Genomic DNA, 13,471 nt, shown 5'->3' on the forward strand with positions numbered 1-13,471 from the left:
TTGCAAAAGCCGCTCCTTGCAGCCCTAATTGAAAATAGCCAATAAACAGCGCATCGAGTGCGATATTACCGAGAGCGCCTATGGCCATCGCGATGGTCGCTAAGCGTGGTGCGCCAGCATTACGGACTAATAGTGGCAGGGCGATGCTACCCAAGACCACGGGAGCGCCAATCATCATCCAGTAAAGATAACGAGTCCCTTGTGTATAAGCGCCACCTTCGGCTCCTTGTAAATGCAAAAAATTGGGACTCAAAAAATGTAGTAACAAGCCCAGTGGCAGTCCAATTACTAATAATAGTAGTAAAGCATGCATCAAATAACCATTAGCTTGCAGGCGCTGCCCTGCTCCCATTTTTAGTGACGCGTGAGCACCGGCCCCCATGCCTACCATCATTCCAAACGCAAGTAAAACCCCCACAAATGGCCAAGCGAGGCTAATAGCCGCAAGGCCATCGCCTCCGATAAAATGGCCAACAAAGATACCATCGACAATTTGATAGGTGCCACTGACCATGAGTGCAGCAATAGACGGTAAGGTATAATGCCAAAAAGCTTTTGCTACAGATGATTGTTGTAAATTTATCATGCTATCTCTCATTAAATTTTGTTGTATGTGAGGCCATGTGGGGCCGTTTCATCGCACTCAAAATTTAAGCATTGTTTGATGGTTAATGATCGAGCTTACCCGTTGGTTAAGCACTCACTTCTACTTCATAAGAGGTAAACTTTCGGATATTGATAGCTCCAGTATCAAACATCAAATATTGACCTTTGATTCCTTGCAAACGGCCAGTGATGAGCGGCTGTTTATCAAAATTATGTGATATTATTTTCTCTGGGTGTTGCTGAACAGGATACTCAATATCCGTTATGGTGTGATAAATTTCCGTTACCGCATCCTTACCAAACTGTTGCTTAATGTTGGTAACCGTGTCAGCTAAGAGCGGTTTGAGTGTTTCTGCTTGTTCAAGTAAGGGAAGAGGTTTCCCTTCTTTTTTTAATAAAGTCCGCCAGTTGGTTTTATCGGCGATATGCTTGGCAAGTTCGATTTCAATCAATCCGGAAATATGGCGGTTTTTCACTTGGTAGATAGCCAACCCTTGTGTTGCTCCTTGGTCAATCCAACGTGTCGGAATTTGGTTGTGGCGGGTAATGCCCACTTTTAAGCTCGAAGTATTTGCAAGGTAAACATAGTGGTCAACCATGCAATGAGTCTGTGCCCATTCGGGCTCTCGGCAAGTACCTTGATCAAAATGGCACGTTTCTGGTTTCATGATGCACATGTCACAACTGGCTAGTTTTTTCATACAAAGAAAGCAATGGCCTTGTGAATAACTTTTTTTGGTTTTCTTTCCGCAGGCACAGCAATAAATATGACCTGTATGCTGTAGGGTCAGTGTTTTACCAATCAAGGGATTGAGATCGATAAGGTGTTCGCCAACCGGGAGTTGATATTGAACTTGAGGATTAAGGTGGGTGCGCATTTTATTTAATACGCCACGAACAGTGAAAGACATGACATGACTCATTAGGTTAATGGATGGTTTTTATTAGCTTGGCTCAATGGGGGTTAGGATTAAAAAAATTAATCCGGTATAGGCGCTGTAGTGGTTTTGTCTAACTTTATAGGCTCTTTAGGGCCTAAAAACTTAGGTTGAGTATCAAATAGATAAAGATCTAAAAAAGCTTTCGTTCTGGCAAAAACTTCTCGCAGACGCACTTTAAAGCCAGAATAGTGGGTTGGGCCAGGAACCGCAAGACAGGTTGCGTTAATGTGATGGTGTTTAGCAATAAATAGGGCTCGTTCGCAGTGAAAGCGTTGAGTGATGATCAAAAAATCATCCGTTTCAAAAATACGCTTAGCGCGCACAATCGAATCGAGTGTCCTAAATCCAGCATAATCAAGATAGATGGCTTCATCCGGTACACCAGCTTTGAGTAGATCTCGTTTCATTGTCCACGGTTCGTTATAAGAACGGTGTGCATTATCACCACTGAGTAAAAAATGGGTCACTTTTTGCTGTTGATACAGTGCAATCGCCGTCTCGATTCGGTGGCGATAATAATCATTAAGGGTTCGGCCAAGATATTTACTGGTGCCGAGTACTACAGCGACCTCAAAATGAGGTAATTGCTGAGTATCATTGATGATCTGAGTATCCGCTTGCCAACTGATCCAGCGATCAAGCGTCAAAATCACAATCACAAATACTAAGCTTAGTAAGGCCAGCATCGTAGCGCCGGTGCGTAATTTTGAACCGATTCTAAGTCGGCGGCACAATTGGATAAGTGCTAAATTTGACGGTTTTTTTGTGCCCATAGGCCTATCACAATAAAGCTGATGATAACAAGACTAAACATCATGCCTCGCTCTAAATGAGACAATGTCCGAGCTAAGTAAGGGCTAGCTTTTACAATGAGTAAGCCGTAACCAAATGCATTGAGTGCGATAAAGGCTAATGTTCGCACAATAAAGTGTTGGTTAAGCATCACTCGACGTAGGATTGCATTAATTTCACCTCCCAACATAACCAGAAAACAGGCAATGAATGCCATCGAGATTTCAGCAAGGTATGGGGCGATATAGTGTCCAGCTGGGGCAAAAAAACTCAGCATATTGATCCTCTAGTTACAAAAGCCCCAGAAACGGGGCTTATCGCAAACAATCTTAAGGTTGAGTGATGCGCTCTATGTCACCTCACTCAAATATTCAACCGCTCGTGAATCTGATTAAAAAGCAGTACGTTTATAGCGACGATAGGAAGGCTGCCAGAAATGTTGCTCGATGGCAATCTCTAAAGCTTCATCCGTCATTTCTAAAGCAACGCCTTGTTCAATGGCCTTTTTCGCGACGGCAACCGCGATTTTTTTCGATACTGAATGAATTGACTCTAACGGAGGTAGCAATGGCCCATGACCATGGATGGCGAGTGGGGAGCAGCGTGCGAGGGCGCGGCTTGATTCCATTAACATTTCATCGGTCACACGTTTTGCTCCAACAGCCAGAACACCCAAGCCTATTCCTGGAAAGATATAACTATTATTGCACTGTGCGATGGGATAGGTTTTTCCGTCATGCAATACCGGATCAAATGGGCTGCCAGTGGCAACCAATGCTTCACCATTGGTCCAGCGAATAATATCGGAAGGTGTCGCTTCTACCCGGCTGGTTGGGTTTGACAGTGGGAAGACAATCGGGCGAGGGCAATGAGCATGCATGGCTTTGATGATGTCTTCACTAAACAGGCCTGGTGCGCCGGACACGCCAACGAGGACGGTGGGTTTGGCTTGCTGAACGACATCAAGTAACGAATAGCCGTTGCCTTCCGATTTCCATTTCTTGGTATTGGATTTTTTCTGCACTAGGCGTTGTTGGAAGTCGAGTAAATTAGGCATCCCTTCTTCTAATAATCCCCAACGGTCGACCATATAAACTTGAGAGCGAGCTTGCGTATCATCAATCCCTTCAGAAACCATTTGAGCAATGATCGCTTCAGCAATACCACAGCCTGCTGAGCCTGCACCTAAGAAGGTAATGCGTTGTTCAGACAATTTACTCCCCGCCGCTTTACATGCCGCAAGAAGTGAACCGACGGTAATGGCTGCTGTTCCTTGAATATCATCATTAAAGCAGCAAATACGGTTTTTATAACGTTCGAGTAAAGGCATGGCATTTTTTTGCGCAAAGTCTTCAAATTGAACTAAGGCTTCAGGCCAACGACGTTGTACGGCTTGAATAAAGTCTTCCACAAAATTGTCGTATTCAATGCCGGTAATGCGTGGATGACGCCAGCCCATGTACATAGGATCTGCCAGACGCTGTGGATTATTTGTGCCAACATCTAATACGATGGGCAGTGTATAGGCTGGGCTGATCCCACCACACGCGGTATAAAGGGATAACTTACCGATGGGAATGCCCATGCCACCAATCCCTTGGTCACCAAGCCCTAAAATACGTTCACCGTCAGTAACCACGATCACTTTAACATTATGATTGGCTGCATTATTTAGTAGATCATCAATCCGATCACGATTGGCATAGGAAATAAACAGCCCACGCCCGCGCCGATAAATATTAGAAAAGTTTTCACATGCTGCGCCTACCGTTGGCGTATAGATAATCGGCATCATTTCTGAAATATGATTCTGGACTAAACGATAAAATAAGGTTTCGTTAGTATCTTGGATATTACGTAGATAGATGTGCTTATCCATATCGCTTTCAAAGCTGCAGTATTGTTGATAAGCACGCACCACTTGCTCTTGGATCGTTTCTGTTGATTCTGGTAATAAACCTTCCAAGTTAAAAGAAGCCCGTTCTTCTGCACTAAAAGCGCTACCTTTGTTTAATAGAGGAGTACTAAGCAGGGCTGGGCCTGCATAAGGAATATAAAGCGGACGTTTATCGTTATTCATTTTTGGCCTATGTAGGGTAGATGGGAACAAGGAACTCAAAAATGATAACGGCTGATCGACTCGCTTGTAAATAGACAAGAGCTAACCTTCGATTGATTATGTTAATTCCGGCTAATAACCACTAAGGAAGTAATAAAAAGGACGAAAAATAACGCATTTTCCGTTATTATTAGCCTCTTTTTGTGCGACATTCTTGTGACTCAGTCTGATCTCCCGATCCAACCGCTACGTGACGATTTTTTATCCGCAGAGCACAGCGAAAAAAAGCTTTAGGCAATGGCGATTTACAACTCTCAGTGGAGTACCATCTTAAGCGTAAGTGGGTTTATGTTATCTACCAAAGTGGGTTACGGAAAATGGTACTAAAACGTAGGGAATTACCGCATTGGGAACGCTACCGAGCGCAATTTAAAAAGTAAGTCGAGTGGTTGATATTGTATAAATTTCTTTCATCAACGAAAATATTAATCAACCAGACACATATTGAGGTGAATTTGTACACGGCTTGTTACTGTATTGGTTTTTATATTCCGCTTAGATTCAATTTATAAGCATAGAAGATTGTTTTTATATATCACATTGATATATAAGCAAGTCTGCATAATAGTAAGGAGGTTAGGATACTATTGAGATCGAGGCAGATATGGACCCATCACAACGCATCGCTGTAGTGTTTGATTACACCAATTTTTTAGGTGTATCTTGTCGTAAAAAATGGACCTTTTCAGAAGCTTTATTATCCTTTTCCCCAATCTTTGGTACGGTTTGGCAAGATACCGTCAAACTCAGCCAAACTCAGGAAGAGCGGCTATGGGAGATGGCGTTACGGCGTTTATCTACTCGTAGAAGTGACGAAACCAACTTAATTACGTTACTTAAATTGGCCAAATTAGAAGGGATTGAAGAGCTAAAATTGGTTATGCCCTATGCACTTGAGCCGGAGCAAATCACTTTGATTCAAGAAAAAAGTGCCGCTCAGATTCAAGCGTTAGAGAGAGATGAATTTATGATTACTTTATAAGGGTGTTGCATGTGAACCGTATTCTCGATTCAAATAAAAATCGCCAGCTTAAGCCAAACGGTATTCAATAGGGTGAAATTACTTATTACGGTCATTTCACCCAGTTTCCTTGTTTCACCTTATTGGGTGTGGCATTAGTCAATTAATCCATATTGATCGCGTAAAATATCGATAATTTCTTGCTTAGGATTTGTACTTAATTCAATAGGATGCCCTACAATTTTTTCTGCGATACCAAGATAGACATGAGAGATAGCCATGAAAGCCTCCAGTGGGAGCGCGTTATCACGAGCAAGTGCTTCTCGTTCTAGCATCCGCTCTTTGTTTAATAAAATATCGGGATCTGAAAAATAGTTGAGTAAGAATTGACGAAAGCCCTCTTTAGAGTTTTCGACAATTTTTCCAGATTGGTAGTGGTATTCATCCCAAATTCGCGATGAGTCGGGGGTTCCTACTTCATCCATGTAAATCAATTTTTCTTGTCCATGAACATCAGTGACATAGCCAAATTCAAACTTAGTATCAACAAAGATTTGTCCAATTTCTTTTAATGCATGGCTAATGGCAGTAAAGCCTTGTTTTAAAAGGTTTTCATAGAGATTAATATCAGATGCTTGGTTAAAGTTGAAGGCGGCAAAATTTGCTTCAATGTCTTGCCGTGTCACATTAACATCATCCGCTTCTGGTACGCCGGGAATGCCTTTTAAAATCCCTTTCGTGGAAGGGGTAATCAACAACTCGGGTAGCGCGGTATCTTTTTTTAACCCCTCAGGTAAAGCGATACCACAGAATTCTCGTCCCCCTTTTTCATAGGCTCGCCACATGGAGCCGGTAATATATTGACGGCAAATCGCTTCAATTTTGATCGGTTTGGCTTTTTGAACGATCCACACCAATGGATGAGGAATGTCGACAATGTGGCTATCAGCCAAACCTTGCTGCTTAAACAGGTTAAACCAATGATTTGAAATGGCATTTAGAGCTGCTCCCTTGCCGGGAACACCATGAACGCCTCCCTCCGCATGCCAAATGCAGTCAAAAGCGGATATCCGATCACTGATGACCATAATAGCTAGAGGGGCATCTTCAGCAATGGGGTAGCCCTTTTGCTGAATCAGACGTTTACTATCTTGTTCCGTTAGCCAGTAAACAGAGCGAACTTTACCGCTATGAACGGGGTGATGGGTACGAATGGGGAGGTCGTCATTGACGGCAAGAACTTGATCAGCAAGGCTCATTGAGACATTCCTATCTGGGTTAAACGTCGTAGAGAAAAGAAAGCAGTCGGCATCAGGACAACTGCCTTGGTCACAGAGCGCATCATACCAGAATTATTGATGTTCGCCAGAAAAAAGCAAACGATTGCTTTGGTTGCTGTCTCTTTCCGGTATGTTGCGATTTTAATGGAAGGCGCGTGTCGATGAGGTTAGGAAAAAAACCTCACATTGATGCTCGACTGCCATATGTGCCAGTAGTTTTTGACTGATGAGATCAATATCGCCAGAGGCAATAATAGCGCTTGCATTGTTTGATTGAATCGCTTTCATCACGATTTCAATTTCAGATCGGGTCTGAGAGGCTTTTAAGTGGATAATTTTTTCACATTGGATTTGATAAGCCGCTAATTGATGATATTGGGGACGAGGGCATTGCGCAGTATAAAAAATCCATTGTTTTTGTTGTGACAGTTTAGCCAATCGCATCATGACTCTATCGTTTATTCCACCATAAACGGCAGATGGTGTTGGGTAAGAGGCCGTTGAAGCATTTCCACCAATCATAAGAGAGGGGACGAAATTAGTGTTGAGCATAATACTGTCCTTTAATACATGCTGTATGTTTATACAGTATTATGAATTGTTATCTGGATCAAGCCATGCGTCGCTATCTTATCCATTCTAAAATGGCTTTTGGAGTAAGTATTTTTCTTTATTCTATTGATAAATAAGGCAGGTTATTTTTTGTCGTAAAGAGAGAAGAAAATCTTATTTTGTGATCAAGTAGAAATTTCTCGTGTGGGGGTATCGATCTGTCGTTATTTACATGCCAGTAAATATCGGAGCTTGCAGTACAAAAAAACGCCATGTGGCGCTTTTTATATCTGTTGTGTTGCTCGCCGTTGCTGCTGGGCAATTTCAGCTAAATTAAATAGCCGTACATCCATTCGTGCTAAGTCATGACAACGGTGGCAAGCATAATGGGCTTTTCCATCAATATATTCATGTTTGGTCAGTAATCCTAGTTGCTTACACCAGTCACACATGCCTTCGCTATTAAACATTTTCCCACCTTGATCATCTTGGTTTTTATCGCGGCGTATTATCACATAAAAGCAGCATTAAGTTAACTTTTTGTTATTTTTTTCGACAAGAATCGGTAGGATTACAAAATTAATTCAAAGAAACGGGAGAGTTAAACAAGTTTAGTACCTGATCTGCATTTATTTGTTGGTTTTTTGTAGTATTAGTTTGAGTGATTCGTTAAGCCTTTGCATTTCAGCATTGCTGCCTTGTGAGTCTGGGTGATAAATTTTTGAAAGTTGCTTATAGCGTGCTTTAATCATACGTTCATTCGGGAGTTGGTCTGGATTAAAGCCAAACAAGGCACAGGCGAGTTTCCATTGTTGTTCGCCATCTTTCTGCTGACGACGAGAAAGCTCTCGATAAAGCTTATTTAATTGCTGTTTTTGTTGCTGGATCATTTGAGCTTGTCCACGTAATTGCTGATGTAATTGTTCTATTTGGTTACTCGGAAGTGTGCTAGATAAGCGCAAATCAGGTTTCAGTAAAAAAGACCATGACAGCGTCGCAGCAATAATTATCAGTAGTAAGCCAATGATCAGCGGATAAGTCTTTGATGAATTAGCAGGGCTACGTTGTGAGATATCAGGAGTTGGTAATGTTTGTAAGCCTGAATCGACGTTTGCTTGCTCTAATGCGTTAATATTGGCAATCTGTTTTGCTCGTTGCCGGTTGAATTTCTTTTGTAAAATCAAAGAATAATGACGTTCGGCTTCAGGGTCGCGATCGGCAACGCTATAGAGCCAAAGTTCCGCCATTGTTAATGCTTCAGGGAAAGGAACATCCCGTTGGTACATTTCACCAATGGTCATGGCAGCTTGAGTATTGCCTAAATTTGCTAACTTAATCAGCCAACGTAGTGCTTGCGCTGTGTGCATTGGCTGATGAGTATCAGCTAAATAGTGATCAGCTAATTGCTCCATCGCTGATGTGTCTCCTTGCTGCGCGGCTTGCTCTAGCTGATAGAGATTATCTGGTGTTGTGTGGTGCTCGACGCTGGTGTGTGAGGTGTATTGCGTAGGTTGGGTGTTACTTTGTCTTGTTTGGCTTTGCCATAATTGCACTTGGTTAGCGTGGCTGAGAGAGGGAATCAGCATCAGTAATATGAGGAGTTGTGACATCAACGGTTTCATTTGATACCCTTGCGACTTGAAGCTACAGTGATTTTGGTGACCTTAGCTGATTATAGAATTTTTTAGCCTATTATTTCCTATAGGGTAGTGAGAATAGCAAAAAGCCCAAATAGGGCTTTGTGAATGAGATTAAGTCACTTACTTGAGTGAGCTGTTTTAGTGCGTCATCGTATCAGCGGCTAATGTCTAGAACTCATAAACCCGATTACTTTAATAACTTCGGTGTTTGTGCACCGTCGATGGGGCGATTTACGGATACTTTTCGTCCTTTTTTTAATCCCACTTCATAGTCAGCCGTTAGATTTTTCATAGCCTCTTTGAGCTGCTGTTTAAAGGTTTCTCTATCAATATTTTGAAATTCTTTATCAATATAATTATTAATTTTATTGGTTGAGTCTTCATCAGGCGTGATGGTCGGTAGTTTTTCTAAAGCGCCTTCAACCCAACCTGATAGAAATGAGTTAACTCGACGCGAGACTTCACTGGTGGGAGTTCCACTGCCTGCGAAACTGTTACGAAATTGTCCCGTTTGTTCATTCATTTCACGGTAGATAATGTCAAAAGCAAAGGCGGCAAAGATGGCACGATCGGCTTCACCAATAAATTCAACCCGCTTTAAGCCTTTGTGATTAAGTAATACCGCCTCGACGCCAAATTTAGTATTGATGCCTCGAATCACACGCAGAATTCCAGCGCTAATAGAGGCGGGGAGTAAGTGAGTTGATTGTGTTTTCCCCATTTTAATAAACTCAATATCGTCTTTATCTAGACCATACTTGAGCATAAGCCGATGAGCCATCTTGATAGCATTCGCGGCTTCATTCACATTAGCTGAATTGCCTAATTCAAGGCATTTGGCAATTTTCTTTAAGGCTTTTTGTTTATCCATCGAGTTATAAAAACGGTTCCATGGCGTTGAGAAAAGTCAGACATTTTACCGTTTTTATTGCAGAAATTAAAGCACAGTAGGCCAGACATATACTGACTCAACTGTTATTTATGCAAGAAGAGGGGAGTGAGCGATAGTCATATGATGAAAAGGACAACCGCTCATGATTATCTAACGATGTTGAGCCTATTATAGGCCGAGTTCATCGAGCAAATCGGAAGCCAAGTCTGCATTAGGCGTTTCGGTTTTTTTCGGTTCGGATGACATTTTTTGCCGAGTTGCCTCTAGGATGGAATCTGGGCTTTCATCATCTTGTACCTCAAATTCTTCTAATTGAATAAATTCCGTTTTATCCATAGCAAGTTCTAAATAAAAAATATGGTTATTTTCAGTAGAGAATGTAACACGACGAGCTTGTGGTCGGTCGAGATTAGTGTCTACCGATAAGATAACTTGCTTATTTAATGACAACATTTTGGGCTGATTTTGAGTAATATTGGTTTGTAGTTCTTTACGCACCTTGTTAGTGAAATCACCCACTAACTGGTTCATTAATTCGCCTAACACATCTCCCACTTCATCGGATGTGTGTAACACAGCAAGTTCTTCCTCGGGTATGCCCATATTTCGCATATATTGAGAATAGACTTCCAAGGCGGCTTTGGCGGTAAAGTTAATCACGACTAAACCTGAAAATCCGCCATCAAATAAGACAAAACAGCCAAAATCTGGTTTGAGTGAGGTTTTGCTAATCTTCTGTACCATTGCAGAATAGGTGATATGGGTATCTGTCGCAGCTGACAGCACCGAAGAAACGGATTGGCAAAGTTTTAGTAAGATGTCTTCTGTGGTAACAATTTTATTCTTTTTCATAACTACACCCGTAGAGACTCATTTTTAGCGGAAATGGGATGATCCTTTTCCTCGTTTAGTAGGTAGTAAGCAGCCAGATAGCTGCGCACATTTTATAATCATAGCGTTTATGTCTGGTTATGGGTGGGTTGTCAACGGACATTTGCAAATGTTTGGCGATATAAACAGGTCATAACACAAGAAAATACCCTTTCAACGGATGTGTAGCAGAGATTCTGATTTGATCACCTTTTTAAATGTTGTAAAGTGATCAGATTCAAAGAATAAAATCAAACTAACCCATAAGCCAATGCTGATTGGATCAGCGTAGTACGGGCAGGAAGCAAATGTTACCAAGACTTCATCTTCAATCTGATGTTGACCCTGTTGTGTTAACGTTTTTACATGAGCTTAAAACGGCAGGTTTTAGCGGTGATATAGAAACACAGTATGCAAGCCGCTTAGCAATGTCGACCGACAACAGTGTTTATCAACAGTTACCACAAGCGGTTATTTATCCAAAGTCCACGCATGACGCCTCACTGATTGGTAAAATTAGTGTTAAGGCAGAATTTGAACGAGTAACCTTCTCCCCGCGTGGCGGTGGGACGGGTACTAATGGTCAGTCATTAACCAAAGGGGTTGTGGTTGATCTTTCTCGCTATATGAATCAAATACTTGAAATCAATCCTGAGCAGGGATGGGTGAGAGTACAAGCGGGAGTGATCAAAGATCAACTAAATGACGCAGTGCGTCCATTCGGCTTTTTTTTCTCGCCTGATCTTTCAACCAGTAATCGAGCAACTCTCGGCGGGATGATCAACACGGATGCTTCCGGGCAAGGTTCACTCAAGTATGGTAAAACCTCCGATCATGTACTTTCGCTGCAAGCGGTGTTTGCCGATGGTTCTATTTGGGAAACTGATGGGTCACGGGGCGAGCCGAAAGAGGGAGAGTATGCCTTTATTGCCAAGCGGGTGACAGAAGACGTTTGTCGTCGTCATCGAGAGCAAATTCTCGCAAAATTTCCACCCTTAAACCGTTTTTTAACCGGTTATGATCTAAAAAATGCCATTAATGAACAGAACGACCAGTTTAATCTCACCCGCGTATTATGCGGGGCTGAAGGTTCTTTGGTTTTTATTACTGAAGCAAAACTGAATCTCACTCCAATTCCTAAAGCTCGTACGTTAGTTAATGTAAAATATGACAGTTTTGATTCAGCGTTGCGCAATGCGCCGTTGATGGTGGAAGCGAATGCCCTTTCAGTAGAAACGGTCGATTCTAAAGTGCTTAATTTAGCAAAAGAGGATATCGTTTGGCACAGTGTTAACGATCTCCTTACCGATGTCCCTGGCAAAGAAATGCAAGGGATTAACATGGTGGAATATGCCGATCATGATGAAAGCACGGTGAGCGCTTTGGTCACTCAATTGACTGCGCGGCTAGACGATATGATGGCGAATCAGCAAGCTGGTATTATTGGCTATCAAGTGTGCAGTGATCTCGCTAGTGTTAATCGAATTTACAATATGCGTAAAAAAGCGGTCGGCTTGTTGGGAGCAGAAAAAGGGCGAGCCAAACCTGTCGCGTTTACTGAAGATACGTGTGTTCCTCCGGAACATCTTGCCGATTTTATTGCTGAGTTTCGAGCGTTGCTTGATGGTAAAGGTCTCGCCTACGGTATGTTTGGTCATGTCGATGCCGGTGTATTACATGTACGCCCGGCATTGGATTTGTGCGATCCAAAGCAAGAGCTATTGATGCATGAAGTGTCGGACGAGGTCGTGAAATTAGTCGCTAAATATGGCGGTTTAATGTGGGGTGAGCACGGTAAAGGGTATCGTTCAGAGTATGGGCCTGAATTTTTTGGCGAAGAATTATTTACCGAACTTCGGCGGGTTAAGGCGGCTTTCGACCCACATAATAAAATGAATCCGGGTAAAATCTGTACCCCGCTCAATAGCAATTTTGAGTTGGTTAAAGTATCAGGTACTAAACGTGGTTATTTTGACCGACAAATTGATGTCAAAGTCCGTGATAGCTTTAAACAAGCGATGGAATGCAACGGCAATGGTTTGTGTTTTAACTACGACACCAGTTCCCCGATGTGCCCATCAATGAAGGTTACTGCCGATAGACGTCATTCTCCAAAAGGTCGCGCAGGATTAGTGCGTGAGTGGTTGCGTCAATTGACCGAGCAAGGCATTGATATTCTAGATTTAGAACAGCAAACATTACAGAAAACCGCGACGATAAAAACGTTGCTTGACCGCGTACGCCATGGAATACAAAAGCATCGTCAGTATGATTTCTCTCATGAAGTGTATGAAGCTATGAATGGTTGTCTAGCCTGTAAAGCGTGCGCTAGCCAGTGCCCCATTAAAGTCGATGTTCCTAGTTTTCGCTCACGTTTTCTGAATATTTATCATTCGCGCTATCCTCGTCCAGTGAAAGACTATTTAGTGGCGAATATCGAAACCCTGCTCCCTATAATGGCTAAAGCGCCTAGAGTCGTGAATGGTGTTGTCGCTCAAAAATGGGTAAGAAGTTTAACCGCCAAGACCGTTGGTTATGTGGATACACCGTTATTATCAGTGCCTACGTTAGCCGCTCGAATACGTCGCCACCCGCTGCTTGCTTTTGATATGCAACATTTGATGTCGTTGAGTCAACAAGAACGTGAGCAGCACGTTATTATCGTTCAAGATCCATTTACGAGCTATTATGATGCGGGAGTGGTTGAAGACTTTATCGCTCTGTTGGTTAAATTAGGTAAAAATCCTATTTTATTACCCTTTAAACCCAATGGTAAGGCGCAGCATATCAAAGGGTTCCTGAAGCAATTTCGTTCAAC

At 42.3% G+C, this 13,471-nt stretch carries 13 protein-coding genes; 2 read left to right on the forward strand and 11 right to left on the reverse strand.

The window, feature by feature from the left end; genetic code table 11:
- The 5 genes from B7C60_RS19580 to B7C60_RS14725 all read right to left on the reverse strand — a co-directional run.
- Window positions 1-586: MATE family efflux transporter (locus tag B7C60_RS19580; protein WP_245869515.1), on the reverse strand; the 586-nt coding region annotated here is incomplete at its 3' end.
- 106 nt (window positions 587-692) lie between these two features.
- Window positions 693-1,517 carry a DUF2797 domain-containing protein gene (locus B7C60_RS14710; protein WP_099612306.1) on the reverse strand — a complete coding sequence of 275 codons (825 nt, stop codon included), beginning with the start codon at window positions 1,515-1,517 and terminating at the stop codon, window positions 693-695.
- A gap of 68 nt (window positions 1,518-1,585) precedes the next feature.
- Complete coding sequence (locus B7C60_RS14715) at window positions 1,586-2,320, reverse strand: SanA/YdcF family protein (protein ID WP_099612307.1); 735 nt, start codon at window positions 2,318-2,320, stop codon at window positions 1,586-1,588.
- Window positions 2,293-2,616 (reverse strand): DUF3392 domain-containing protein, encoded by a 324-nt coding sequence (locus B7C60_RS14720; protein WP_161427630.1) that lies wholly within the window; start codon window positions 2,614-2,616, stop codon window positions 2,293-2,295. The genes B7C60_RS14715 and B7C60_RS14720 overlap by 28 nt, the downstream gene beginning before the upstream one ends.
- Window positions 2,617-2,730: 114 nt before the next feature.
- Window positions 2,731-4,419: an NAD-dependent malic enzyme gene (locus B7C60_RS14725; RefSeq protein WP_099612308.1), complete on the reverse strand. Its 1,689-nt coding sequence runs from the start codon at window positions 4,417-4,419 to the stop codon at window positions 2,731-2,733.
- 643 nt (window positions 4,420-5,062) lie between these two features.
- Between B7C60_RS14725 and B7C60_RS14730 the strand changes: the two genes are divergently transcribed.
- The gene (locus tag B7C60_RS14730) at window positions 5,063-5,440 is read left to right on the forward strand and encodes a transporter (protein ID WP_170886952.1); all 378 of its coding nucleotides are present in this window, start codon (window positions 5,063-5,065) and stop codon (window positions 5,438-5,440) included.
- A gap of 134 nt (window positions 5,441-5,574) precedes the next feature.
- Here B7C60_RS14730 and B7C60_RS14735 read toward each other — a convergent pair whose 3' ends face one another.
- The 6 genes from B7C60_RS14735 to B7C60_RS14760 all read right to left on the reverse strand — a co-directional run bounded on the left by B7C60_RS14735 (window position 5,575) and on the right by B7C60_RS14760 (window position 10,635).
- Window positions 5,575-6,678 (reverse strand): phosphoribosylaminoimidazolesuccinocarboxamide synthase, encoded by a 1,104-nt coding sequence (locus B7C60_RS14735; protein ID WP_099612310.1) that lies wholly within the window; start codon window positions 6,676-6,678, stop codon window positions 5,575-5,577.
- Between the two features lie 162 nt (window positions 6,679-6,840).
- The gene (locus tag B7C60_RS14740) at window positions 6,841-7,251 is read right to left on the reverse strand and encodes a hypothetical protein (protein WP_245869516.1); all 411 of its coding nucleotides are present in this window, start codon (window positions 7,249-7,251) and stop codon (window positions 6,841-6,843) included.
- Between the two features lie 284 nt (window positions 7,252-7,535).
- On the reverse strand, window positions 7,536-7,721 hold the full coding sequence (locus tag B7C60_RS14745; RefSeq protein ID WP_099612311.1) for a hypothetical protein: 186 nt from the start codon (window positions 7,719-7,721) through the stop codon (window positions 7,536-7,538).
- 159 nt (window positions 7,722-7,880) lie between these two features.
- Window positions 7,881-8,861, reverse strand: coding sequence for a J domain-containing protein (locus B7C60_RS14750; protein WP_099612312.1), 981 nt, complete (start codon window positions 8,859-8,861; stop codon window positions 7,881-7,883).
- A 217-nt stretch (window positions 8,862-9,078) separates the two neighbouring features.
- Entirely contained in the window at window positions 9,079-9,762 is a 684-nt protein-coding gene (locus B7C60_RS14755) for a DUF2786 domain-containing protein (protein WP_099612313.1), read from the reverse strand.
- 189 nt (window positions 9,763-9,951) lie between these two features.
- On the reverse strand, window positions 9,952-10,635 hold the full coding sequence (locus B7C60_RS14760) for a DUF3334 family protein (RefSeq protein ID WP_099612314.1): 684 nt from the start codon (window positions 10,633-10,635) through the stop codon (window positions 9,952-9,954).
- Between the two features lie 326 nt (window positions 10,636-10,961).
- Between B7C60_RS14760 and ydiJ the strand changes: the two genes are divergently transcribed.
- Window positions 10,962-13,471 (forward strand): D-2-hydroxyglutarate dehydrogenase YdiJ (ydiJ, locus tag B7C60_RS14765; RefSeq protein ID WP_245869517.1); only part of this gene is annotated, 2,510 nt, incomplete at its 3' end.

Source organism: Vibrio fujianensis, from assembly GCF_002749895.1.
GTDB lineage: Bacteria > Pseudomonadota > Gammaproteobacteria > Enterobacterales > Vibrionaceae > Vibrio > Vibrio fujianensis.

Bases quoted from the DNA above. Each gene is read 5' to 3' on its own strand.
- B7C60_RS14730 (WP_170886952.1), top strand. From the start codon at position 5,063: ATGGACCCATCACAACGCATCGCTGTAGTGTTTGATTACACCAATTTT.
- B7C60_RS14740 (WP_245869516.1), bottom strand. From the start codon at position 7,251: ATGCTCAACACTAATTTCGTCCCCTCTCTTATGATTGGTGGAAATGCT.
- B7C60_RS14715 (WP_099612307.1), bottom strand. From the start codon at position 2,320: ATGGGCACAAAAAAACCGTCAAATTTAGCACTTATCCAATTGTGCCGC.
- B7C60_RS14710 (WP_099612306.1), bottom strand. From the start codon at position 1,517: ATGTCTTTCACTGTTCGTGGCGTATTAAATAAAATGCGCACCCACCTT.
- B7C60_RS14755 (WP_099612313.1), bottom strand. From the start codon at position 9,762: ATGGATAAACAAAAAGCCTTAAAGAAAATTGCCAAATGCCTTGAATTA.
- B7C60_RS14735 (WP_099612310.1), bottom strand. From the start codon at position 6,678: ATGAGCCTTGCTGATCAAGTTCTTGCCGTCAATGACGACCTCCCCATT.
- B7C60_RS14720 (WP_161427630.1), bottom strand. From the start codon at position 2,616: ATGCTGAGTTTTTTTGCCCCAGCTGGACACTATATCGCCCCATACCTT.
- B7C60_RS14745 (WP_099612311.1), bottom strand. From the start codon at position 7,721: ATGTTTAATAGCGAAGGCATGTGTGACTGGTGTAAGCAACTAGGATTA.
- B7C60_RS14725 (WP_099612308.1), bottom strand. From the start codon at position 4,419: ATGAATAACGATAAACGTCCGCTTTATATTCCTTATGCAGGCCCAGCC.
- B7C60_RS14760 (WP_099612314.1), bottom strand. From the start codon at position 10,635: ATGAAAAAGAATAAAATTGTTACCACAGAAGACATCTTACTAAAACTT.
- B7C60_RS14750 (WP_099612312.1), bottom strand. From the start codon at position 8,861: ATGTCACAACTCCTCATATTACTGATGCTGATTCCCTCTCTCAGCCAC.